The following is a 23417-nucleotide window of genomic DNA, read 5'->3' on the forward strand; positions in this document are numbered from 1 at the left end:
AAAGGTCCCATTCGGGACCTTTTTTGCTATTCAAAGCCTTCACTGAAGCAGCATTTTGGCGTATGGCCACAACAGTGCCGCCGCAATTGACCACATAGTCAACCAGATGAAGCGATCGAGCACTTTCCAGGCCACGGGTTTGGCAAATACAGGTCCGAGCAGGCGGGCACCAAAACTCAGGCTGAAGAACCACACAAAGGAAGCCAGAATGGCGCCAGCACCGAACCAGTGACGCACGTCATCATCAAACTGAGTACTAATACTGCCCAGCAACACCACGGTATCCAGATACAGGTGAGGATTCAGCAGGCTTATTCCCAGGGTGGTCAGAATCGCTTTGCGCAAGGTATCCCTTCCCTGAGCGACTTCAAGCTCCATCCCTTTGACCTTAAAAGAATCTCTCAGCGCATTGGCGCCATACCAAAGCAGGAACAAGGCTCCGCCGAAACTGGCCAGATGCTTGATCATCGGCATACTGGTGATCAAATGACCCAATCCCAGCACCCCGGCAGTGATCATCAATGCATCAATAAAAGAACACAGCAGTGCAATAGGCAGCGGATGGCTGCGCTTGATGCCCTGTTTCAACACGAAGGCGTTTTGGGCACCAACAGCCATAATCAGACTGCCACCAATTGCCATGCCCTGGATGAATGCGGTTTGCATGAGTACTCCTTAAGTCATGCAGTCAACGGAATATGGCGCCAAGGTTAGCGGATTCAACATTACAAATATAACTAATGTTTTTTATGCATCATCAGTTTTGCTAATATCGATTTACCAATAATCAATCACTTGAATTTATGTTTGACTATCTGCAACTGAAAGCACTGGCCACAGTGGTCAGCGAAGGCGGTTTTGAGCGGGCGGCCAGAGTACTGAATATTACCCAATCCGCGGTATCCCAAAGAGTCAGATCTCTGGAACAAAAAATGGGACAGTCGCTAGTGATCCGCAGTGTCCCGGTCGAAGCCACGCCGCTTGGCAAACGCCTGCTGCGTCACTTCGCTCAGGTTGAGATGCTTGAGCAGGAATTGCAGGCAGAAATGGACGGCGACGACCCAAGTCAGCCAACCAATGTGCGTATCGCGGTCAACGCCGATACGCTGGCAACCTGGTTTCTGCCGGCGCTGTCGCCTCTATTCAACCGCCGCAACTGGCTGATGGAGTTGATTGTGGATGATGAGTCCTATACCCATAACCTGCTGCGCAGCGGTGAAGTGGTGGGTTGCGTTACCACCACATCTGAACCCCTGCCCGGCTGCAAAAGCGATCCGTTGGGGGTCATGGAGTACCTGTGTGTGGCGACACCGGGTTTTCGGGACAAATTCTTTTACGACGGAGTAGACAGTCGCAGCCTGCTGGCGGCACCGGCGGTTATTTTCAGCACCAAGGACAGGCTGCACCACAGGTATCTGAAACAATATTTTCAGTTGGATGAGGTCAGCATCTGGCAGCACACCATCCCCTCATCGGAAGGGTTTCTGGATGCCGTATGCCGGGAGATGGGTTATGGACTGGTTGCCCACCTGCAGGCACAGCCGTTGCTCGATAAAGGTATCCTGGTGGAATTGACGCCGGGAATGCGCAAACAGGTCCCCCTTTACTGGCAGCACTGGAATATCAAGGCCAAGCAAACCACATTGATTTACCGGGCCCTGATCGCAGGCTGCAGGCAGGTCCTGTTGTCTATGGATGTTCCGTATGCTCAATCGACGGAAGCTCAGGCCAGGCGTTGATGACCGCTTTGATCAAAGACGCCAGCGGGATGGCGAAGAACACCCCCCATACACCCCAAAGTCCGCCGAATACCAGTACGGCGGCGATGATAATAACAGGGTGTAAATCCACTGCATCGGAGAACAGAATGGGGACCAGCAGGTTGCCATCAAGTGCCTGAATAATGCCGTAACCTATCATCAGATAAGCAAAATCCGAGGTAAAGCCCCACTGGAAAAATGCGACCAGCGCAATCGGCAAAGTCACCAGCGTTGCCCCCACATAGGGGATAAGCACCGACAGCCCGGTGAGCACACCCAGCAAAGCGGCATACCGTAAATCCATCACCGCAAAAAAGATGTAACTCGCCACGCCGACAATCACAATTTCAATCACCTTGCCGCGAATGTAGTTAAAGATCTGTTGGTGCATCTCCGCCCACACCTTGCTGGCCAGCTGCCGGTTGGAAGGGAAGAAACGCTTGGCGCCCTGCATCAGCTCCTGTTTATCTTTCAAAAAGAAAAATACCAGCAAGGGCACCAGAATGGCGTACACCATCAGCACCAGCAATGACGCAGAATAGCCCAGCAGATGTTTACCGATATCCAGCAGGTGCTGGGTATCAAGCAGGCGGCGCAGCTGCTCGACCATACCGTCAAGCTGCTCAGGTGGAATGTATTTGGGATACTGACTGGCCAGACCTTCTGCCATCGCCAGGCCCTTGTCCAGCATATTGGGTAGTTCGGACAGCAACGACAGCCCCTGACGCCAGATACTGGGGATCAGGCCGAAGGTCACCAACAGCATGACCCCCACAAACAATACCAGCACCAGCGAGGCCGCCGCCGTGCGGTTAATCCCCACACGGGACATCTGTGCTACCGGCCACTCCAGCAAAAATGCCAGCACCAGCGCCACAAAAATCGGGGCCAGCAATCCGGCGCCGAAGTAGATCAGCGCCGATAATCCCACCAGAATAAACACCAGTGTGACCGCCTGCGGATCACTGAAGCGTTTCTTATACCAATGCTGAACAAAACTAATCATTCCGGTTCCCAAAAACAGAGTAAATTGCGGCGCAAATCAGCACCTTGAATAATGAGGCTTAGCATAGCAAAAATCTTCTTAACCCGAACTGACTTGCTGCGACAGTAAAGGTTACAGCTTGTTACTGAGGATCATGCCGGCCAATCACCAACGCCAGATGACCTTCCGGGGTTTGCGTTTGACTGACATCAAAGCCGTGTTTTTTCAAAAAGGCGGGAACATCCTGACGGGATCCCGGGTCAGAAAGCAAGACATGCAGTTGCATCCCGGGCATCAGTCCTTTCAGTGCCATCTTGACCCTGACCATAGGGACCGGGCAACGGAATGCTGTTAAATCAATAAATTCCATAATAATCTTGCTATCGGTAAGGTACGGCCATTATCCTAACTTGCGACTCAATCTACAAGCCGCAACCCGGCCGACAGCAACTATCAACAAGGATCCGCTTGCGTATTTTGAAGCCCTCTCGTTTTGCGCACACACTGGTTGCCGCAACGCTTTCGCTGACACTCGCCAGCAGCGCACTGGCTGACAGCTTCAGCGCATCCAGCGGTTTTTCCGGCAACAACCTGCCTGATCTGGGTACGGCTGCAGTCAACACCTTCAGTCTGGAAAAAGAAAATCAGATTGGCGATGCCTACATGCGGGTGATCAGAGCCTCTGCACCGGTCGTCAATGACCCAGTGCTCAACCAATATCTGACCGAACTGGGCAACAAACTGGTGGCCCACGCATCGGATGTTAAAACCCCATTTTATTTCTTCGTGTTGCAAAACGATGAAATCAACGCCTTCGCGTTTTTCGGCGGTCATGTGGGCATTCACACCGGGCTGTTTCTCAATGCCGACAATGAGAGTGAACTGGCATCGGTTCTGGCACACGAAATTACCCACGTGACCCAAAGACACCTGGCCCGCTCCTTTGAGGCCCAGGAAAAGACGGCGCCCGCGACCGTGGCCGGTATGCTGGGAGCGATATTGCTGACCATTGCCGCGCCGCAGGCGGGGATGGCGGCACTGGCGACCACTCAGGCGCTGTCAGCACAGACCAAGATCAACTACACCCGGCTGCATGAAAAAGAGGCCGACCGGATCGGCATGCAGGTCATGGTGGAATCAGGCTTCGATCCCAATGCAGCCGCAGACTTTTTCGGCAAACTGGCTGCGCGTTATCGCTTTACCAGCAAACCACCACAAATGTTGCTGACTCACCCACTGCCGGAATCCCGGATCACAGAAGCCCGTAACCGCGCGACCAGGTATCCCCACAAACAGGTTGCAGACAGCCTCAACTTCCAGCTGGCCAAAGCCCGGGTACAGGTACGTTTTTCCAGTTACAGTGAGGCTGCTGCCCTGTCGCTGTTTGAACAGCAGCTGACAAAAAACAGTTACAGCTTTAAGGAGGCCGCGCTGTATGGCAAGGCGCTGGCGCTGTTTCGAATGGAGCAGTATCAGCAGGCAGAAGCCATTATTGACGACCTGCTCAAAGCTGATCCCAACAATTTGTTTTATCTGGACACCAAGTCAGATCTGCTGGCTCAGCGCAAAGACTATGACGATGCCATCGCCATGCTCAATGCCGAGCTGGCGCTTAAGCCCACCTCTCAGGTTATCAATATCAACCTGGCACACATTTACAATGAGGCCGGCAAAGAGCAGCAGGCTATCCCGTTGCTGGAGGACATGATTTTCCTGGATAAAAGCAACCCTCTCCCCTATCAGCTGCTAACCGACTCGTATCAAAAGGCCGGCAATAAGTCGATGGAGTTCTTTGTGAAAGCCGAAACCCTGGCACTGGCCGCCGATTACAAAGGCGCCATTGATCAGCTAAATTTCGCGTTTCGCGCCGCCGAGGGCGACAAGTTACAACAGGCCAGGGTCGAAGCCCGCATCCGTCAGTTCAAACAGGCTGAGCAGGCGCTCGAGTCACTGAAATAAGCCCGGTCGCCCACGCCGGGCAGCACTGCCACAGTACAGCAGATTGATGGCCCGTCCAGGGCCATCATCACAATCGTTTTTTCCGTCAGCACAACGGCGATCTGCCTCACATTTTTTGTTATCATCCCCCAATTAAATCAATAACAAAGGATATGCCTGTTATGACTCATGCCGTGATTTACCATAACCCCCGCTGCTCCAAGAGTCGTCAGACGCTGGCGCTGCTGGAGGAAAAAGGCTGCGATATCACTGTGGTTGAATACCTGAAAGACGCTCCGGGTCGCGATGAAATTCACCAGCTGATGGCTCAGTTGGGACTTACCGATCCTAGAGACATGATGCGAACCAAAGAAGAGGAATACCGACAGCTTGGACTCGCCGCGCTGCAGGGAGAAGCATTGATTCAGGCAATGGTCACTACGCCAAAGCTTATCGAGCGTCCCATAGTGGTAATTGGCGAGCGCGCCGTATTCGGCCGTCCACCGGAAAATGTGCTTGAGCTGATTTGAGGACCCCTTATGAATACCCTGACTCTGCTCAGACTGTGTCGACTTGGGTACATCGCCCTGCTGCTGTTGCTGACCGGATGGTTTGCAGGCCAGGGACTTAGCGGAGAATACTCTTTACTGTTCAGCCTGCTGTGGATAGTGCCGCTGCTGTTACCTTTGAAAGGGATACTGAAAGGCGAGCCCTACACTTTCGCCTGGGGCGGTTTTATCCTGTGTCTTTATCTGCTGCACAGCCTGACGCTGCTATATGTTGAGCCGGACGCCAGACTGTTTGCCGTAACGGAATCAGTATTACTGCTGGCGCTGCTCACAGGCTTTTCCTTCTATGCCCGTCTGCGGGGAAAGGAACTTGGGCTGGGGCTGAAAGCGCGCAAATAATCGCCGGTTATGCCAAATCAGGCCGCATAAGCGGCCTTTTATTTTTGTAATCCGCTGTTACGCCACAAAATTCAACTTAAAAACAAGCCAATGGCACACTTTTGCCACAAAAATACCCGTGATATATTCATTCAGGCAAAAAACTCAAAATAACGATAACAATGGAGTGCCCTGCCTATGAGGAAGTTATACATATTGACAGCGGCGTCGGTACTGTCTGTGGCCGCCTGTGGCGGTGGAGACAGTGAAGATGGCAATCTCATTCCCCCTCCCCCTGGCCCGTCGGACGAGCTTGCCCTGTGCAGCGGCTCAATCACAGGCTTAACCAGCCAGACAACCAAGACCGATATCCAGTTTTGGCTGGAGAGCCGTTACCGCGCGGGACAGCCAGTCAGTATCATCGCTACGCTGCCGGACAATCAGCATACGCGTTACCAGTGGCGTCAGCTGACAGGCCCCGGTGTGGAACTGGTCAATGGCCAAAGCCCGGTTTTGGGTATGGAATTACCTCAAAGCGGTGACTATCAGTTTGAACTGACCGTTGAGCGCGCTGGCCTGACTCAAACTGCCGCGGTCAGTATCACTGCCGCCGCTCAGGACCCCAATGGGCTGAATATCCGGCTGGATCATCAGGTTGCTGAAGGGGATGGTATCAGTTTACGCCTGGATGATACCGGCAACAGTGCTGCCGCTGACTGGTGTCAGGTATCCGGACCAACAGTGAAGGTCGACCTCAGTGAAACCGAGCGGCCGATCATGTCTGCTCCCTATGTCAGTCAGGATTCGCTGGTGCATATCCGGGCAACCCGGGGCAGTCAGCAGGATGATGTTTATCTGCTTATTACCAATGAACCAACCGCCGCCTCAGATGCTCTGTTTGACCCGCCCCTTGCCAGGGTTCACCCTTTTTCTTCCCAATCCCCCTATGCCAACGCCCTGAGCAAATGCATCTACAACACTCAGGTGACACTGGCACAGTGCACAGTCAACGAATTGCCATTGATTGGCCAGCAAACCAGCACTCCTGACATAGACACCATTATGGACAGAGTCCTCGTTTCCCATGACTGGATGGGTGACAACTTTAAAGCCTTCCTGCAAACCAAAGATCCCCGGGGGGACTTTGTCCACCTGCTGAAATCGGTCACGGCAGTGGTGATAAGTTATGACATCAGGCCGTCTTTTTACTGGGTTGCCACCGGCGCTATCTATCTTGATCCGAATGACCTGTGGCTGACGCCGGCGCAGCGGGACACCATCAACGAGGCACCGGATTATCGTACAGGCTTTGGCAATGACCTTCAGTTTCTGATGCCCTGGCGATATGTGAAAAACAACGACTATGCCAGCCAGTACTTTAGTCCGGCAGTCAGAGTCGACAGAACGCTGGATGATATTGAGCCGGATCTGGCCTCGCTGCTGTATCACGAACTGGCCCATGCCAACGATTTTTTCCCCACCAGTATCCACGCCGATATCTCCGAGCGAACCCTGTATGACGCATTTGTACGCCGCAATCAGCAAAAGCAGTTGATCTCAGATCAGCTGACTCGCGACTATCCGTTGCGAAGTGAAGAAATGCGGGCTCTGGCACAGGTCAGATTCATGGGTGAAACCGCCAGCAATACTCAAAAGGCTTATCTACCGGCGGATGTCACCGGGTTCTTCTCCGCCGACATTGCCAGCGACTTTTACGCCTATTCAACACCACAGGAAGATGCCGCCATGTTGTTTGAAGAAGCCATGATGAGCCACCGACTGGGGATCCAGCGTGACGTGGCGGTCACCAACGCCCCGGATGACGCCACCGCGGCAACTGTGATAGTTGACTGGGGACAACGTGGACGCATCGGCGAATCCAGCCTGGAAGACCGCGCGGCACTGGTACTTGAACAGATGATCCCGGGAATTGATGGCCCAACGCTTGTCCGTAATTTGCCCCCGCCGTTACCCATGCGTCCCGGCGTAAGTTGGGGAGCCAATCTGCAGCTTGACCCGATGCCCAATCTGGCGCCGGTAAGCGGATTCAGCCAGGGCCGCAGCAAAGTTCAGCCGCCACTGCGCTTCAGCGGCGACAGACACAGGCAAACCAGGCAATGACCCGGCCCATTCAGACCTGCCGGCAATCTGCAGGTCTGAATGATTCAGCGGCGCCGAAAACTCCTGCTCCAACCGGACTCGCCAAACACTCAGGGAACACTCACGCATATAGTCGGCATTAATAGAGGGAATATTGACGCCAGCGGATAAGACAGTTTGGCTGACACTGTTACAAGACCCAGCCAACCGCAGGCTGAATATCGGTTGGGCGAAAGCTGATGACTGATCGAAAAGCAAAAAGCCCGCTACTTGCGTAGCGGGCTTTTCTTAATTTGGCGGAGGAGCAGGGATTTGAACCCTGGGTGGGCTATTAACCCACGCCGGTTTTCAAGACCGGTGCATTAAACCACTCTGCCACCCCTCCGGATGACGGGCATAATATCCACCTGCCCCGCCCTTGTAAACACTAATATGGGATCCGCCTGCTCAATCGCTGATTTTACGATCAAACCGACTTATTCCCATACAAGCAACTTACCAGCGCCGCCTGAATCGTCACCAATAACCATCCCTTCGCGGCAAAAAACCCGTCTGTCCGATCCGGAGGACAAAACTAATGTGTTAATATCGGCGTACTTTTTAAAAATCCCTAATGCCATGACATCAACCAAAATCCCAGCAACTTCTCTAACACCGGTATTTAAAATCAGTAAGCCCGTTGACTGCACGCCCGCGACACCACTTTTAGGGCAGGAAAGACTGACCAGCGCCCTCAGAATGGCGGAGTTGACGGGGCAGCATCTTTATATTGCCGATTTCTCCGGTCTGTCACGACCGATATTGCTGGGTGCCCTGCAACATGTCAGTCCGCAAAAGCCCTGGCAATATTTAAGCGGCAATATCACCCGTCAGGATCTGCTCGGCAAACGTCTGCCGGACGGTCAATGGCAAGCCGGTGCGCTGGCCTGCGGACAGTTTTTGCTGATCTGTGCGGAGTCCCTGATAAAACGTGAAAACCTTTGGGAATTGCTGTGTCACTGCCTGGAGCAGGGCGGATATCAAAGCGGTGGTCAGTCATTTAACCTCAACGCGCAGATAGTACTGATTGGCAACAGCGAGCTCTATGCCGGATTACGTTATCAGGAAAGCCGTTTCAGCCAGTTGTTTCCATTATTGGGCGAAATGGCACATGAGCTGGATCTTAATCACCACAGCGCTGATGAGTACGTGGCTTATCTGGCTTGTCTTGCCGCCAGTAAACAACTTGAGCTGACGGCCTGCGCACTGCCCGTCCTGTGCCGCTACAGCTCAGGTCTGACAGAGCATCAGAAAAGACTGAGTCTGGCCAGCGCCGAGCTGGTACAACTGTTAGCTCAAGCCAGCAGTTTCAGTCAGGATAACCACCTGGACAGTCAGGCGATTGAGCAGGCCATTGCCGCAAGGCAATTTCGCCACAATGCTTCTGAACTGTTCGCAGCCCAGAGTTTTGATGACGCCTTTATCAATCTGCCCACCTCAGGAGAGGCCATAGGTCAAATCAATGGGTTAACAGTGATCGATGCCATTGATTTCTGTTACGGTGAACCAGCCCGCATTACCACCTCCGTCCATTATGGTGATGGAGAAGTGGCGGACATTGAGCGCAAATCAGAGCTGGGCGGTAATATTCACGCCAAAGGCATGATGATCCTTACCGCCTGCCTGTACCGTATTTTTGGCCGGGATGCACCGCTGCACCTGAATGCTAATATCGTATTTGAGCAATCCTATCAGGAGATTGACGGCGACAGCGCTTCTCTGGCTGAGTATTGCAGCCTGATTTCTGCCATCGCCGAACAACCCATACAACAGTCGCTGGCGGTGACCGGTGCACTGGATCAACTGGGCAATGTGCAGGCGATTGGTGGCGTCAACGAAAAGATTGAAGGCTTCTTCAACCTGTGTGCACGTCGTGGGCTAACCGGCGAACAGGGGGTTATTCTGCCCCGGGCCAACCTGCAGCAACTGAATTTACCAGCACGAATTGTCGATGCCGTGGCGGCCGGTGAGTTCCATCTGTTTCAGGTGGCGCATATGGATGAAGCTGTCGAACTGCTGATGAATATGCCAGCCGGTGAAGCTGACGAGGACAATAATTTCCCCGATGACAGCCTGTACGGTTTAGTGCAACAAAGACTTGATAAATTGGCAGGCCACGGCGAGGAGGAACCCGGTCTGTGGGACAGAATTAAAGCCAAATTCGGATTTTCAAGCTGATCGGAGTTGTTTGGCGTACACCTGTTCGCTAATCTTGGCGTCAACAAATTCAGGAGTACCCATAACAATGAACAAAGCTAACAGTTACAGCAAACAAGAATTGGTCGCCTGCGGATATGGTGATCTGTTCGGACAAAACTCCCCTCGTCTGCCTGTCGACAACATGCTGATGATCGACCGTATCATCACCATCAACGAGAACGGTGGCGCTTTCGGTAAGGGTGAAATTGTTGCTGAGCTGGATATCAATCCTGATCTGTGGTTTTTCGGCTGCCATTTCCCAGGTGATCCGGTTATGCCTGGCTGTCTGGGGCTGGATGCCATGTGGCAGCTGGTTGGCTTTTATCTCGCCTGGGAAGGTGCTCAGGGCAGAGGGCGAGCTCTGGGTGTCGGTGAAGTGAAATTTACCGGTCAGGTGTTGCCTGGCGCCAAGAAAGTCACCTACAGACTGAACATCAAACGCACCATTCACCGCAAACTCATCATGGGTATTGCCGATGCAACGCTGGAAGTGGATGGTCGCGAGATCTACAGTGCGACAGATCTGAAAGTAGGTGTATTTTCTGACACCTCCACTTTCTGATTATTGCCTGTTGCCGATACAAAGATGCCCTCCGAGAGAGGGCATTTTGCTTATGCTTGACGCTGAATTAACTGTTACTTGGTAAACATTCCAGTAAGTCGACCTTCCACGCCTTCACGCCAACCTCCAAGCCATTGCGACCTGGAGTCCAGATTGGAATATGGACACATGTCCTTGGAGCGACCACCCACTCCAGCCTGGAATCCTTTGGAAAAAGCCCTGTCTAGCCGATCTCGTTTTTGTCTTTTCATGTAAGCATCCTCTGTTCTACACAAAAGGGAAGCTGAAATTATGTTCAACTTCACTGTTAGGAATAGAATGTTTTGGAGGCGAGATCAATGATCAAAACGGAGTATTTTAGCGTTCAAATATTAAGCTATTGAGAACGTGGCGAAAAAAATCGGCGCCAGCGCACCGATTTTTCCCTGAACCTTAAAATAAACTTAAATCACTAATTTTATAGATTATTTTACGCCAAATCGACGACGCAACCACAACAGTGGCAGCAATGTCAGCCAAGCCCAGCCAGCAGCGCCCTTACGTTCATATGGCGCGTTATCATCATCAGGGTCGACATAGGTACAGATCGCGCCATTTGACGGCTTGAGCACCACCGCACGGGGCAGCAACGATGTCAGTGGCTGACCATTAGCGTTCAGCTCAAACACAGGTTGACCATTTTCCAGTACCAGATCTCCGTTTTCATCCACCTGATATCTAGGTTTACGGACAAACGCAGTCCCGACTATGGTGCCATCCTCTGCGATACTGGTGGCATCCACCACCCGAATGTCGGCTTTGTAGCTGAACTCGGTTCCGGTACCATCAGTGACCAGTACATCATGACGTTGCCAGCCACCGTTACCGTCTGCCTCCAGCCCTTTGGACTCACAGGTCAGCACCTTATTCAGATCGATAAACTCTTCAGTGGCTGAGTTGTACAGGAAGCCGGATTTCGGTCTGGCCGTTTCCTTATCATGGGTGATATCAATCCAGCCCACCACCATGCCCTGATTGTTGATATCCCTGGGCGTACTGCTCAGATCTGACAATCTGCCGTAGAAATCGTTGGGGGTCTTAATGCCGGCAGCAGGATTGTTGATATCCAGCGTGAAAAACTTGGTTCGCAGGTAACCCTCAAGATATCTGTCGTAGGCACCAATCAACAAACCATCATCATTCACATCATAGGCGATGGTGTTGTAATACTGGCGATCAGGAAACGGCACGGGTTTGAATACGTACTTTTCCACACCTTCGTTGTTGGTTTCTTTGACCCAGTACCCGGCATCAATGCGGCGGTCATCCGTATCACCATCACGATAATTATCTGAGCGCCCGGCAACCACACCGTTACCATTGACCCCAAGTCCCTGAGCCGTATAGACGATTTCAGAGTCAGCCGGAGCCTCAAGTCCCAACGGCAATTCAGTACCTGTTACTCCCCCGCTGGCATCCAACTGCCACACATAGGCCCGGGTTTGGTACTGAATATTGCGACCACCGGTGCCGGATGGGAACTGGTTGGCCTGCACGCAGATATCCAGCGGCAGTGTGACACCTTCAGCAAAACAGGCATCGATTCGCTCAGCACCGTATTTACTGATGGCAGTACTGGCGTAACCGGCGATCAACTGGTTTTGATTGATATCTGCCGCCACCGACCAACCACCGACATTGACCTCTTTGGCATCTGTGGTATCAGGTTTGTAGGTGTAAGTTGTATAAGGAGGAACCAGCGTAATCTCAGTTCCATCGGCCTTTTTGGCGACACCGCGCAGCTCAAAATCCCGGTAATACCAGAACTCCTGATTTTCGTTGGTGCCTGTGTATTCCAGCTTCTGCTCAGGAGCCGAAACAGTACCGACTTTGGTACCGGCATCATCAATGGCGTAGTAGATGGCATCAACGGAATTCGCCGGAGAAGCATCTGGCGGGGTTTCGCCACCAATAGCGTCAAACTCGGGAGTCCACTCCCCTGACGCCCCATTTGCCTGCGCCACGAAAGTGAAGTTATTGGCCAGAATAGACTGATCAACGGAATAGGAGATTTGTTCTTCCGGGGCGATACCGTCCTCAACATCGATAATACCGTCATCGACATCTTCGTCGCGCAGCTTTTTACGCCCCTTGGACACGCCAACCATCTCACCATTAGCGTTAATACCCATGCCATAGCCTCGCTGGGTATCTTTCAGGGTGCCTTTGAGATCAAAATCTTCAATATTGACGATCTCATAGGCTTCATCTTTCAGGGCAGCATGGGCCGGCAGGGTACCGAGCACACCGATGACACTGATGGCAACCAGTGACAGTGTCTTGTCCAACGTTAACTTCATGCAGATTTCCTATTTATTATTCTGTGCTCACTTCATTGACTCGAGCTCTTCCCAACGCTCGAAGTATTGTTCCAGCAATGCTTCCTTTTCCGCCAGGGCACTCAGCCCGGCGTTGACTTCATCACCGGGACGGGTATAAAAATCGGGATCATTCACTGCTTGTTGCAGCACTTCGATTTCCTGCTCCAGCGCTTCCATCTGCGCTGGCAGCGCATCCAACTCTCGCTGCAACTTATAAGACAGCTTTTTTACCGCCTTGGCCGGCGCAGGTTTAACGCTGGCCTGCTGACTGGTAGCGCCTGAGTCAGTCTTAGCTTCGACCTGAGTTTTTACTGCAGGTTCCCCAGCGGACTGAGCCGCAGGTTCACGATAAAAACGGGCACCCTGATCCAGCGCGTCCTGATAGCCACCGACGAACTCATTCCACCGACCATGACCGGCGTACCACCAGCTGCTGGTGACCGTATTGTCGATAAAGGCCCGGTCGTGACTGACGATGATCAACGTCCCCTCATACTCAGCCAACATGGACTCTAGCAACTCCAGGGTCTCAATATCAAGGTCATTTGTTGGCTCATCGAGAATAATCAGGTTAGCCGGACGCAAGAGTAAGCGTGCGAGTAATAAGCGGTTTTTTTCACCACCCGAGAGCGCCTTCACCGGCGTGCGGGCGCGGGCCGGAGAGAACAGAAAGTCCTGCAGGTAACTCAGAATATGCCGATCACGGCCATTGACCGTTACCGTCTGTTTGCCTTCGCCGACGTTTTCCTCAACGGTTTTTTCCGGGTCCAGTGCTTCGCGGTACTGATCGAAATAGGCCACTTCCAGCTTGGTACCACAGCGCACATCGCCAGACTGTGGCTCCAGTTGAGCCAGCAGCAGCTTGATCAGGGTGGACTTGCCGCAGCCATTGGGGCCGATAATAGCGATACGGTCGCCACGCATTACCGTGGTATTGAAGTTTTTGACCAAATCCAACTCAGGCAGATTGTAGTTAAGCTCGGTCACCTCAAATACCAGTTTGCCGCTGCGCTCGGACTCAGACACCGCCATGGCGACATTGCCCTGACGGTTAATCCGTTCTTTACGCTCACTGCGCAGCGCCTTCAGCGCTCGCACCCTGCCTTCATTACGGGTACGGCGGGCCTTGATGCCCTGGCGGATCCAGGCTTCCTCTTCCGCCAGTTTTTTATCGAACGCGGCGTTATGTTCAGCTTCTACCCGCAGCCACTCGGCTTTACCGTCCAGGTAGGTTTGATAGTTGCCAGGCCAGGAGGTCACCACACCCCGGTCCAGATCCACAATCCGGGTCGCCATACGGCTGATAAATCCGCGGTCGTGACTGATAAATACGATGGCGCCTTTATAGGCCAGCAAATATTGCTCCAGCCATTCGATGGTGTCGATATCCAGATGGTTGGTGGGCTCATCAAGCAGCAACAGATCGGGCTCACTCACCAGCGCGCGGGCCAGTGCGACTTTACGCTGCCAGCCACCGGAAAGTTCTGACAGCGGCGTATCCGGGTCGAGATCCAGGCGTTTGCAGTGACCGTTAATACGGGTATCCAGCTGCCAGCCATCCAGATGGTCCAGCTCGTTTTGCAGACGTTCCATCTGCCTGAGCATTTTGTCCATCTCATCGCTGCTGGCATGAGCCAGATCGGCCGACAATCTGTGGTATTGCTCCAGCGCCTCCCCGGCTTTTTGCAGACCACCGGCAATATAGGCGTATACAGTGCCCTGCTCCTGCTTGGGCGGGTCCTGCTGCAAGCGACTGACTTTAACATCATTGGCAATGTTAAACTCACCATCGTCAAGCAAGGTATCGCCGGACAGCACTTTCAACAGGCTGGATTTGCCGGCGCCATTGCGCCCCACAATACACACCCGCTCACCGGCTTCAATGGTGAAATCAGCTTCCTGCAGCAAAGGGATATAGCCGTACGCCAGTGATCCTTTGTTAATTCGAACCAGACTCAATCTAGACTCCCAAAAATTGTTTCACTGCCGCTTCGTCAAACGGCCAGTTCAGCTCCTGCCCGGCCCCAGTGGCCAGTACAGGAATGCGAACGCCATAACGCTCGGCCAGCAGTTCATCATCACAGATATCCTGATGAACAACGCTCAGCTGCATGGCGTTCAGCAGCTCGGCTGCCATCTCACACAGATGGCAGCCGTCAGTATGAAAGAGGGTTAACTCAGCCAGGAGCGGCTGAGGAATCACCTTGTCAGGCATGGGTTACCAGCCAGACATTATGAATTTGCGGATTGCGCTTATAGTCTTCCGGCAGCAATTTAGCATCAAGATTCACCGCCTGCAGACCAGCTGCAGCCAGCGCGTCCAAATCCATTTTGAACTTGCGCTTGTTGTTGGAGAAGATGATCTCGCCGCCCGGACGCAGCAGTTTTTTCAGATCAATCAGTACATTGGCATGATCGCGCTGTACATCCCAGGAATCTTCCATACGCTTGGAGTTGGAGAAGGTTGGCGGATCGATAAAGATCAAATCAAACTGCTGCTCACAATCCTTCACCCATTGCAGACAATCTGCCTGGATAAACTGGTATTGACGCCCCATCAGGCCATTGAGCACAAAGTTATCTTTGGCCCAGTTTAGATAGGTGTTGGACATATCCACTGTGGTGACCGATTTGGCTCCACCTTTCCCGGCATGCACAGACGCAGAGCCTGTGTAAGAGAACAGATTCAGTACGTCACGGCCTTTGGACTTTTCGCCCACCAGTTTACGGGTCAGACGGTGATCCAGGAACAAACCGGTATCCAGATAATCGGTCAGGTTAACCTTGAACTGGCAACCATACTCATGCGCGGTCAACTCCAGCTTTTCTTTGTCCAGTTTCTGATACTGACTGCTGCCCTTCTGCTTTTCCCGGGTCTTGAGTACGATTTTTTCCGGATCGACACCACTGGCAGCAGGCAACGCCAGCAGCATATCCGTCATACGGCGCTTGGTGACATTTTCCGGAATTTTGGCCGGCGCGGCATATTCCTGCAGCACCAGGTAATCCTGATAACGGTCAACCGCCACGTTGTATTCGGGAATATCAGCATCATACAGACGATAGCAATCAATACCTTCACGCTTGGCCCACTTATCCAGCTGCTTGATATTCTTCTTCAGACGGTTGGCAAACGGCTCGGCCACTTTGCTGATATCCACGCCCTCAGCCGATGGCATTTCGCGACGGGTGGACTTGGCATGCAGGGTATAAAGGTTAAAGCCGCACTCCAGCGCGCCGTTGAACATCTTCATCTGCTTATCGGCTTTCAACTTGATCGCCGACATCAACTCGATATCGGAGCACAGCATGGCCACTTTCCAGCCACCAAACTCGCGCTTGAGCTTGTCACCCAGCTGGTAATACAGCTGCAGCAGCTCAGACATATTGCCCAAACGCTCACCGTAAGGCGGGTTGGTGATCATACAGCCAGCCTCTGCAGGCGGCGCCACGGTCAGTGCGTTGGCAACTTTGAAATCAATCAGATGCGCCACACCGGCAAGCTGCGCATTGCGCTTAGCCAGCGCCACCACACGCGAGTCGATATCTGACGCGTAAAACTTCACATCTACTGACTGCAGGCCGCGATTGGCACGAAGTTGTGCCTCGGCTTTAATTTCACGCCAGACATCTTCTTTATGACGGCGCCAGAATTCAAAGCCGAAACGGCTGCGTTTAAGAGCCGGTGCAACATCGGCCGCCATCAGTGCCGCTTCAATCACCACAGTGCCACTGCCGCAGAAGGGATCGAGCAATGTCTGCATATCTTTGCTCCAGCCACTGCGAACCAGCATATTGCAGGCCAGATTCTCTTTCAGTGGCGCCTCACCCGTGCGGTCGCGATAGCCACGCTGGTGCAGTGCGCCACCGGAAAAGTTCAGGCCGATGGTGACCTGATTATTGCGATAATGAGCATCGATGCGGAAATCCGCATCTGTGCGGCTGACATCAGGACGGCGGTCAAAATCGTCACGGAATCGGTCAACCACAGCATCCTTAATCTTGAGCGCACCAAACTGGGTGTTATTGATAAACCCACCGGTACCATGAAAATCAATGGCAAAGCTGTTGCGGTAATCAAAATGACTCGGCCAGTCGATACAATAAGCGGCATCATACAATTGCTGCGCCGACTCGCAGGGACCTTTATAGATGATATGGACTATCCGGCTGGCCAGGCGGGTCCACAAAGTAATGCGGTAGGCCTGCTCCAGGGTTGCAGAGAAATAGACACCGGCCACACTCTCTTTGATCTCAGAGGCGCCCAGTTCGGCCAGTTCGCCCGCCAGGGCATATTCAAAGCCCTTAGGGGCTGCAGCAAAAAATGAAAACATGAATGTGATGCTAAGGCTTACTCATAAATTAGTTGCGCATTATACCCTTGAAGCGAGGTAAAAGATAAACAGTTCTCTCATTTGCCTGCCTGCGGCTCTTCACACACCAGATTAAGAAACGCCTGAATCACCAATTACCAACACCAACCCTACACCAAGACAAAGTCAGTTGATTATTCACGCAAACAAACGCTTATTTCTGATTTCGGCTTGCAATGCGTCACATCGGTCGTTATAGTTCGCCCCGCTTTCGACGCAGTAGCAGAGCAAAGCAGCAATATCGGACGCGGGATGGAGCAGCATGGTAGCTCGTCGGGCTCATAACCCGAAGGTCGTTGGTTCAAATCCAGCTCCCGCAACCAACTTTCTGGCTGACAGAAAGACTCAAAACAAACAGCGAACAATTCGGACGCGGGATGGAGCAGCATGGTAGCTCGTCGGGCTCATAACCCGAAGGTCGTCGGTTCAAATCCGGCTCCCGCAACCAACTTTCTGACTGACAGAAAGACTCAAAACAAACAGCAAACAATTCGGACGCGGGATGGAGCAGCATGGTAGCTCGTCGGGCTCATAACCCGAAGGTCGTCGGTTCAAATCCGGCTCCCGCAACCAACTTTCTGGCTGACAGAAAGATTCAAAACAAACAGTAGACAATTCGGACGCGGGATGGAGCAGCATGGTAGCTCGTCGGGCTCATAACCCGAAGGTCGTCGGTTCAAATCCGGCTCCCGCAACCAACTTCTTTTTAGAAGAGCAAACATGCCTGCAGATGCAGGTTTTTTTGTATCTGAAGATCTAGCGATAACTCAGCTTTACTTTAGCAAATGCTACCAACCCACAATCATACCCCTCAAGCCATCGGCAAGTGTTGCCCAGTTAAATCCGGCCCTGCAACCAACCTCTCCACAGAGGAAAAATAACCTCCCCCTTGAAAGTCTTTTTTCACTTAAAATTGTCGATTAACTAATGAATTACTGAGGTCAGCTATAGAGCAGCATGAACGTTTCTCTATGACTTCCAAACTGAAGCCACCAACAAAACATCGCCTAGATATATCCATGTGAACAGTATGGTCGTCCAGGGTTTTATCACCTAGGGCCTTATAAGAACAAGATCACTCACCCGCTTTCACTCCCCCAACACGATGACAATGCAGAGCTCGAGGACATTGAGCATAAAAAAAGCGACCTAATAAAGGTCGCTTGCATTCTAGCTATTGTAAATAATTAAGCAGCTGGACCACATGTAGCTTCTACACTAGCATCTGCAACGGTATAAACTACTTCACATTTTTTGTTGCCACGAGTTTTAGACAGAGTTGTCTTATCGTCAGTAGTAACTACAGTGTATCCCTCAGGAGTATCCATAACGTATTCCAGAGTAGTTTTTCCAGTCTGGCCTGTAATATATTTGAACACCGGATAACCAGTGGCGTTTACTGCTACTTTATTACCAGCTGCGTCAACCACTACTTCAGTCAGTTCCGCACTTGGACCAGCAATTAGCGCCTTGGCATGGACCATACTGACAGCAGACTTCAATGCGCCCGCAGTGCCCTGTGCAGCAGACAGTTCCGCGTCATCAGACAGGTTAATGAACTTAGGCGCTGCAACTACGGCCAGAATGCCCAGAATAATAATCACGACCACAAGCTCAATCAACGTAAAACCATTTTGCTTTTTCAAAACAACACCTCTAACAACTGGGTAAATAAGCGAACAGATTATACGTGCAGCGCGCAGATTTATTCTGAGCACCAGAAGCTAATGTGATGAGCATCACAATGACCATAAGGCAAATGCTGAATTATTAATCATCACAGCGTCAATTAATCGACGCTGACAAAATAATATTAACTTCTTATGATTCATGCATTAAATATTAGAAATGTAATAGACTATTGGAATATCTAGTTTCCTCATCCAGCCTGATGAATAATTAATCACGACATTCATCACTTCAAACGTTTTTATAGTTTATGGTAAAAGGAATATACGTCTTGCCCGAGGAGTTCAACGGCAATATCTGTTTTAGCCCCTGTGATGAAAACGCAGGCTGGTGGTACACAAAAATAACGTCAACAGGTTAAGCTTTTATCCGTAACAGCTCAGATCTTATATTGAATACATCAGCGCAGGCGACGGCAGACTATGCAGATAGTGATTGCCACTCATCAGCAGCATAACGCAAGAGCCTTACTTCAATTGCGTAACCAATGAGTTGTAAGGATCACAGACAGCCGATTCATGAGTCGTCTTCAGCGCTGCAAATGCCCTTTCTATCGCTTCTGATTCGCTTGTTGCACTGAGATTATCGAATTGAATGGTGCTCAATCTGCAACCCGACAACCCGGGCTCTTCGACATAGGCCAACACCACATTGTACGTTTGCATTTGGATCTCTCCGCCAAGCTATCTTTCTGTTCAACTTAGCGGAATAACGAGCAAATGCAACACTGCGACAGCCGGATTTGCTCACGCAAGCCAGACCATGGCGGCACCACTGAGTAAAGTCAGAGCCCCCAATAACTCCCGGTTCCGTCGCCGATGAGTGATGTCCAGGAGCATTGCCAACCCAGTGCCACAATACATCGCCAGTACACTGGCTATCACAATACCGGCTATATATGCCATAAACCCGTTGGGATCAGCATATTCAAGACCATGACCATAACCATGGAACAACGATAGCACCGACACCAGCGTCAACGAGACCATCACAGGCCATCTAACGTTACCGGCAATCATGGCTCCCAACATCAGTACCGATAGAATGGTGCCTGCCTGACACAGGGTTTGTGCCATGGCATTTCGTCCCAGTAGTGACCCCAGAACCAGGGCCGCAATAACCCCAATAGGTAACCAGAACCAGGCGTTACGCCCCAACTGCCAGGCCCAGATGCCGATTGCCAGCATCATCACCAGATGAACCACTCCGGATATTTGGTGTACCAAACCAGCACGAACTCCCTGCTCTACTTCCGCACTGAACACGGCAGAGTCAGCCATCACTGCGGCAGCTGCCATCAACAGCCCGAGCAAAGCTGAGCCCCCCAGCAAACCAATACGCACGTTCGACATGGTATACCTCCGGCTGTTTACCTGACTGTATTAACCATACGCCCGCCTGCTACCGGAAAATCTGATCATGCTCAAACTTTGAGTGGGTTAATGATATAAAAATGCTTTTATTACAAAGAGTAAGATTAGAGGTTCACAGCTGGATAGATAGACATACAACAGCAGGTACAGCTTAACGCCTGCTATCTGCGACGAAACCGTAGCCACAAGCGCGACAAGCTGTCCGAAATTACGCCCTGCTGACCTGGCCCAATTGACCTATCTGGGCGTACAGGGTTTCAACCGTTGCCGCAAATTGATACAACAACCAGGTGTAACCGGTCAGCGCAAACTGATGTTGCTCTTCTTCATCAAGGGATGCCAGCAACTGCTGATGCAGCGTCATGCCCATTTGCGCCGGTAAAGGTGGCAGATTATCAGCCGCGCCGGTAATGTAATCGGCCATCGCTGATAAAGCAGGTCGAAGGCTCAGGGCGAGTTGGTTGATTTTGGCATATGACGGGTATTCATCATTCCGCCAACGTGTCTGGCTAATGATTTCCAGCAAAGTCACCAGCCGGATTTGCTCCTGAGCCAATTGCTCCAGTAATGCCTTCTGGCGTCTGAGTGTCCGGCTCTCCCACTCCAGCGAGAAAAACAACTTTTTTTGGGCCAGCACGGCCTTCATGACCTTTTCCAGCTCGACGCGACTGTCACTGCAGCCCGCCTCACCTGCCGCCAGATGTTTCCCCAGCACTCCGGCAAGACCATTAAACGCCTGCGCCAGTTGCTGACGCCAATCCTGTTTAGCTTTAATGGGCAGCACCATCAAAGATACCGCAACAGCAATGACACACCCCAGCAGAATATTGGCAGTGCGCCATATGGCTTCAGTCGTGTCATGATTGGCATCGCCAATCACGATGATCATGGTAAATCCGGTAACCAAATAGGCGTAGCTGTAACGACCTTTGCCGATATAACAAATCAAGCCTACAGCCAGTGCCAAAAGCCCCATCAGTTGCCAGTAGTTGTGAAACCCGGCGATCAGTAACACTCCACAAAAAGAACCAACGCAGGTGCCGATGGCACGTTGCAGTGACTTCTCCAGAGCCCCGCCAACCTGAGGTAAACCCAGCATGATGATCACTATGGTCACCATGCTCCAGATAAAATGGGGCAATGGCCAAACCGCGTTGATTACCACAGCGATCAGCAAAGCCAATGTTAATTTGCCAGCATGAATAATACGGGAGTGACGATAAATGGCGTTGGCAAAATTACTGTCAGGCGAAAAGACCGACATATCTGATGACCTCATGGGAAGACTGCTTACTATTTTATAAAATATGTAAAGTACAAAGCCCAATCTGGCTAACAAAATCGATAAACTAGTGATAAATAAAATCAGGCAGCGATAACGTGACGGCTAACTTTTATTGGCAATAATCTATTGTGCATCACTTTGATAGTATCAAAACGCGACATACTTTTGCCATCAGTCAGCTCGCAGCTATTGTTCAGCAGCATGACCTGAGCGGCTTGCAGTGCATTTTCGACAACCAGCACCAATACCCGCTGTTTTTTGAGGCTCAGCAGCTCAAATAATTTACCGACTTCGCAGTAAACACATACATCGCTGGTTTCAAAATACCAGGACTTAGGCATCTGTGGTTTGAGCATAAAATGGGCAGCAGTGGCATTCAGTGCAATTTGCACCAGTGCAGCATCCGATAGAGACAGGCTATTTTGCAGACGTTCGACCATGCCAATATAGAACTTAGCCTGTTCCATGCTAAATTCTGTTGGCGCCATTGCGTCCGGGATCAGTAATTTTTTATGGTAGGGAGTCAGAAATTCCATTTCTGCGCCTAACGAAACGCTCAGCAAATTGTACGTATCGTTATAACTCCACTGCCAATCCTGCTGTGGCATTAATAGCATAACGTCTACCTATTATCTGATTTCAGCTCGATAATAGTTGAAAAAACCACCAAATTCAAAGGGAAATTTGATGGTTAGTTACTGTTTTATATAAAGTAATCGCGATCTACAAAGATCGTTTTCAGATCTTTATTGGATCGCGATCGGCGATTTACGATCGCCTATAAAATCACTAATGATTTTATTTAGTTCGATAAGCATCAGAGATCTCTTTAATCAACTGAGGTCCCTGATAAATAAAGCCGGAATAGATCTGAACCATCTCAGCGCCGGCATCCAATTTGGCCAATGCATCTTCAGCACTGTTGATACCGCCAACCCCGATAATAGGTAATTTACCCTGTAAACAATCAGCCAATTGCTTGATTACCCGTGTAGATAATTCATTCAGAGGTTTACCACTCAGGCCACCGGTTTCATTGCTGTTCTTAAGACCACTGACACCATCGCGGGTCAGTGTTGTGTTCGTTGCAATGGCACCATCAAATTCATTTTTGATCAGTGACTGGGCGATCTTTTCGATCTCATCGGGCGTTAAATCAGGAGCAATCTTCAATGCCACCGGTACATATTTACCATGCTTGTCTGCCAATTCTTTTTGTTTGGCTTTCAGCGAACTGAGCAGATCATCCAGCAACTCACCGTATTGCAGGGTACGCAGTCCGGGGGTATTGGGGGAAGAGATATTGACGGCAATGTAAGCCGAATATTCATACACCTTCTCCATACAAATCAGATAATCATCTTTACCCTGCTCTACCGGCGTATCGCGGTTTTTACCGATATTGACACCCACCAGCGCACCGGATTTTGCAGCCTTTAAGTTGGCTACCAGGTTATCGACACCTTTATTGTTGAATCCCATGCGGTTGATAATCGCCTTGGCCGGTTTAATACGGAACAGTCTTGGCAGATCATTTCCTGGTTGTGGACGAGGAGTTACGGTCCCGACTTCGATGTGACCAAAGCCCATGGCTGCAAACGCATCAATCGCTTCGCCATCTTTATCCATACCGGCCGCCAACCCCACTGGATTTGGAAAGGTAATGCCCATGACAGTCACAGGAGCGGGGACAATATCCTGACGATAAAAACAGTTCAGAGGTGAGTTGCCGGTTGCACTCAAGCCTGCCATAGCCACGTTGTGGGCCTGCTCCGGGTTCATTTGGAACATCACTTTCTGCGCTATTTTGTAAAACATGTTTTCTCCTAGACCTAAAAAAGCCCCGGCAATCGCCAGGGCTCATTTT

Annotated in this window: 20 protein-coding genes and 5 tRNA genes; 11 read left to right on the plus strand and 14 right to left on the minus strand. The window is 51.3% G+C overall.

Features of this window, described 5'->3' with window-relative positions; translation table 11 throughout:
* Positions 1-39: 39 nt before the first annotated feature.
* The gene (locus ACRRUX_RS03530; RefSeq protein ID WP_432527218.1) at positions 40-666 is read right to left on the minus strand and encodes a LysE/ArgO family amino acid transporter; all 627 of its coding nucleotides are present in this window, start codon (positions 664-666) and stop codon (positions 40-42) included.
* 137 nt (positions 667-803) lie between these two features.
* Here ACRRUX_RS03530 and ACRRUX_RS03535 point away from each other — a divergent pair, with 137 nt between their 5' ends.
* Entirely contained in the window at positions 804-1739 is a 936-nt protein-coding gene (locus ACRRUX_RS03535; RefSeq protein ID WP_432527220.1) for a LysR family transcriptional regulator ArgP, read from the plus strand.
* Here ACRRUX_RS03535 and ACRRUX_RS03540 read toward each other — a convergent pair.
* Positions 1690-2766 (minus strand): AI-2E family transporter, encoded by a 1077-nt coding sequence (locus ACRRUX_RS03540; RefSeq protein ID WP_432527223.1) that lies wholly within the window; start codon positions 2764-2766, stop codon positions 1690-1692. The two genes, ACRRUX_RS03535 and ACRRUX_RS03540, sit on opposite strands and share 50 nt — an antisense overlap.
* Before the next feature lie 121 nt (positions 2767-2887).
* Positions 2888-3115 (minus strand): sulfurtransferase TusA family protein, encoded by a 228-nt coding sequence (locus ACRRUX_RS03545; protein WP_432527225.1) that lies wholly within the window; start codon positions 3113-3115, stop codon positions 2888-2890.
* 107 nt (positions 3116-3222) lie between these two features.
* Here ACRRUX_RS03545 and ACRRUX_RS03550 point away from each other — a divergent pair, with 107 nt between their 5' ends.
* From ACRRUX_RS03550 to ACRRUX_RS03565, 4 genes are all read left to right on the plus strand, one after another.
* Entirely contained in the window at positions 3223-4704 is a 1482-nt protein-coding gene (locus ACRRUX_RS03550; RefSeq protein WP_432527227.1) for a beta-barrel assembly-enhancing protease, read from the plus strand.
* Positions 4705-4865: 161 nt separating this feature from the next.
* Positions 4866-5213 carry an arsenate reductase (glutaredoxin) gene (gene arsC, locus ACRRUX_RS03555; RefSeq protein ID WP_432527229.1) on the plus strand — a complete coding sequence of 116 codons (348 nt, stop codon included), beginning with the start codon at positions 4866-4868 and terminating at the stop codon, positions 5211-5213.
* Positions 5214-5222: 9 nt separating this feature from the next.
* Entirely contained in the window at positions 5223-5591 is a 369-nt protein-coding gene (locus tag ACRRUX_RS03560; RefSeq protein ID WP_432527231.1) for a DUF2069 domain-containing protein, read from the plus strand.
* A 177-nt stretch (positions 5592-5768) separates the two neighbouring features.
* Complete coding sequence (locus tag ACRRUX_RS03565) at positions 5769-7691, plus strand: PKD domain-containing protein (protein ID WP_432527233.1); 1923 nt, start codon at positions 5769-5771, stop codon at positions 7689-7691.
* A 273-nt stretch (positions 7692-7964) separates the two neighbouring features.
* On the opposite strand, the gene ACRRUX_RS03570 is transcribed toward ACRRUX_RS03565, so the two are convergent.
* Positions 7965-8055, minus strand: a tRNA-Ser gene (locus tag ACRRUX_RS03570).
* Positions 8056-8288: 233 nt separating this feature from the next.
* Here ACRRUX_RS03570 and ACRRUX_RS03575 point away from each other — a divergent pair.
* Positions 8289-9887, plus strand: a complete 1599-nt coding sequence (locus ACRRUX_RS03575; protein WP_432527235.1) for a S16 family serine protease — start codon at positions 8289-8291, stop codon at positions 9885-9887.
* 67 nt (positions 9888-9954) lie between these two features.
* Complete coding sequence (fabA, locus tag ACRRUX_RS03580; protein ID WP_432527237.1) at positions 9955-10470, plus strand: bifunctional 3-hydroxydecanoyl-ACP dehydratase/trans-2-decenoyl-ACP isomerase; 516 nt, start codon at positions 9955-9957, stop codon at positions 10468-10470.
* Between the two features lie 74 nt (positions 10471-10544).
* Here the strand turns inward: fabA and rmf are convergent, their stop codons facing one another.
* The 5 genes from rmf to rlmKL all read right to left on the minus strand — a co-directional run bounded on the left by rmf (position 10545) and on the right by rlmKL (position 17164).
* Entirely contained in the window at positions 10545-10721 is a 177-nt protein-coding gene (gene rmf / locus ACRRUX_RS03585) for a ribosome modulation factor (protein WP_432527239.1), read from the minus strand.
* 213 nt (positions 10722-10934) lie between these two features.
* Positions 10935-12809: a DUF3466 family protein gene (locus ACRRUX_RS03590; RefSeq protein ID WP_432527241.1), complete on the minus strand. Its 1875-nt coding sequence runs from the start codon at positions 12807-12809 to the stop codon at positions 10935-10937.
* 27 nt (positions 12810-12836) lie between these two features.
* On the minus strand, positions 12837-14789 hold the full coding sequence (locus ACRRUX_RS03595; RefSeq protein WP_432527243.1) for an ABC transporter ATP-binding protein: 1953 nt from the start codon (positions 14787-14789) through the stop codon (positions 12837-12839).
* Between the two features lies 1 nt (position 14790).
* The gene (locus tag ACRRUX_RS03600; protein WP_432527245.1) at positions 14791-15045 is read right to left on the minus strand and encodes a glutaredoxin family protein; all 255 of its coding nucleotides are present in this window, start codon (positions 15043-15045) and stop codon (positions 14791-14793) included.
* Complete coding sequence (gene rlmKL / locus ACRRUX_RS03605) at positions 15038-17164, minus strand: bifunctional 23S rRNA (guanine(2069)-N(7))-methyltransferase RlmK/23S rRNA (guanine(2445)-N(2))-methyltransferase RlmL (RefSeq protein ID WP_432527247.1); 2127 nt, start codon at positions 17162-17164, stop codon at positions 15038-15040. The genes ACRRUX_RS03600 and rlmKL overlap by 8 nt, the downstream gene beginning before the upstream one ends.
* A gap of 285 nt (positions 17165-17449) precedes the next feature.
* Between rlmKL and ACRRUX_RS03610 the strand changes: the two genes are divergently transcribed.
* The 4 genes from ACRRUX_RS03610 to ACRRUX_RS03625 all read left to right on the plus strand — a co-directional run bounded on the left by ACRRUX_RS03610 (position 17450) and on the right by ACRRUX_RS03625 (position 17901).
* Positions 17450-17526 (plus strand) — tRNA-Met (locus ACRRUX_RS03610).
* 48 nt (positions 17527-17574) lie between these two features.
* A tRNA-Met gene (locus ACRRUX_RS03615) sits at positions 17575-17651 on the plus strand.
* Between the two features lie 48 nt (positions 17652-17699).
* A tRNA-Met gene (locus tag ACRRUX_RS03620) sits at positions 17700-17776 on the plus strand.
* Between the two features lie 48 nt (positions 17777-17824).
* Positions 17825-17901 (plus strand) — tRNA-Met (locus tag ACRRUX_RS03625).
* Between the two features lie 489 nt (positions 17902-18390).
* Here the strand turns inward: ACRRUX_RS03625 and ACRRUX_RS03630 are convergent.
* The 5 genes from ACRRUX_RS03630 to pyrD all read right to left on the minus strand — a co-directional run bounded on the left by ACRRUX_RS03630 (position 18391) and on the right by pyrD (position 23368).
* Complete coding sequence (locus ACRRUX_RS03630; RefSeq protein WP_432527249.1) at positions 18391-18849, minus strand: type II secretion system protein; 459 nt, start codon at positions 18847-18849, stop codon at positions 18391-18393.
* A 789-nt stretch (positions 18850-19638) separates the two neighbouring features.
* Complete coding sequence (locus ACRRUX_RS03635; protein ID WP_432527251.1) at positions 19639-20244, minus strand: HupE/UreJ family protein; 606 nt, start codon at positions 20242-20244, stop codon at positions 19639-19641.
* Between the two features lie 229 nt (positions 20245-20473).
* Positions 20474-21529 (minus strand): FUSC family protein, encoded by a 1056-nt coding sequence (locus ACRRUX_RS03640; RefSeq protein WP_432527253.1) that lies wholly within the window; start codon positions 21527-21529, stop codon positions 20474-20476.
* A gap of 101 nt (positions 21530-21630) precedes the next feature.
* On the minus strand, positions 21631-22167 hold the full coding sequence (locus tag ACRRUX_RS03645; RefSeq protein ID WP_432527255.1) for a cell division protein ZapC: 537 nt from the start codon (positions 22165-22167) through the stop codon (positions 21631-21633).
* A gap of 181 nt (positions 22168-22348) precedes the next feature.
* The gene (gene pyrD, locus ACRRUX_RS03650; protein ID WP_432527257.1) at positions 22349-23368 is read right to left on the minus strand and encodes a quinone-dependent dihydroorotate dehydrogenase; all 1020 of its coding nucleotides are present in this window, start codon (positions 23366-23368) and stop codon (positions 22349-22351) included.
* Positions 23369-23417 lie beyond the last annotated feature (49 nt).

It is taken from the genome of Shewanella sp. GXUN23E (assembly GCF_050865035.1).
GTDB lineage: Bacteria > Pseudomonadota > Gammaproteobacteria > Enterobacterales > Shewanellaceae > Shewanella.